General features: G+C 59.4%; 2 pseudogenes. Both read left to right on the forward strand.

The features are described from left to right. Positions 1-126, forward strand: a pseudogene (locus EB836_RS18015) (transposase); the annotation flags it as partial. Positions 127-187: 61 nt separating this feature from the next. After that, positions 188-1,030 (forward strand): annotated as a pseudogene (locus EB836_RS18580) (IS3 family transposase); the annotation flags it as partial.

The following is a 1,030-nucleotide window of genomic DNA, read 5'->3' on the forward strand; positions in this document are numbered from 1 at the left end:
ACCATGCCACATACCCTGCGCGGGATTCGGGTCAGCGATGAAAACGTCGCGGAACTGTCGATGCTGTGTGGCTACGACGATGACCTCGCCAAACAAGCCACGGCCACGTCGAACAGGATCCGGGGCCGGGACTGCTGAAGGTTTGGTTGACTTCACGACTGGATAAATTCCAGGAAGGATAGTAGTCATGCCAAAGATCTACACCGATGAGTTCAAGCAATCAGCGCTCGAGCTCTTGGACGATGGAATGACCCAGAAGCAGGTGTGTGCCGACCTCGGTATCTCGAAGTCAGCTCTCCAGGCCTGGGTGCGTGACTCGCGGCTACGCGAGCACGGACTCGAGCCCTCCCGTGATGTCGAGGAGTCACGCGCCCAGGCGGCAGCGCTGAAACGCATTCGCGAGCTCGAGCGTGAGAACAAGATCCTCCGCGAGGCCGCAGCGTACCTCTCGCAAGCGAACTTGAAGCTCGGTGGCCATCACCCAAAATGATGTACCCGCTGGTCCTTGACCTTGCTGCCACCGGGGTGCCGGTGGCAGTGACCTGTCGGGTGCTCGGCTTTACCAAGCAGGGGTTCTACAAGTGGTGCGCTCATCCGGTCTCAGCTCGGGACTGGGACGAGGCACATCTGATCAATGCCGCCTACGACGTTCATACGGACGATCCTGAGTTCGGGCACCGGTTCATCGCCGATGAACTCCACGCCGCGGGTCTGCAGACGTCAGAGCGTCGTGTGTGGCGATTGTGCTCCCAGCAGCAGTTGTTCTCGCACACGATCAAACGAGCCCGGAAACACGGCAAGAAGCCCGGCCCACCAGTGTGTGACGACCTCGTCGAACGCGACTTCACTGCCAAGGCAATCAACGAGTTGTGGCTGACCGACGTTACCGAACACCACACCAGTGAGGGCAAGCTGTACATGTGCGCGGTCAAGGACGTGTTCAGCAACAGAATCATCGGCTATGCCATCGATTCGAGGATGAAATCTCGCCTGGCTGTGGCGGCGATTGATGATGCTGTGGCCCGTCGTG

Source organism: Brevibacterium sp. S111 (assembly GCF_004745075.1).
GTDB lineage: Bacteria > Actinomycetota > Actinomycetes > Actinomycetales > Brevibacteriaceae > Brevibacterium.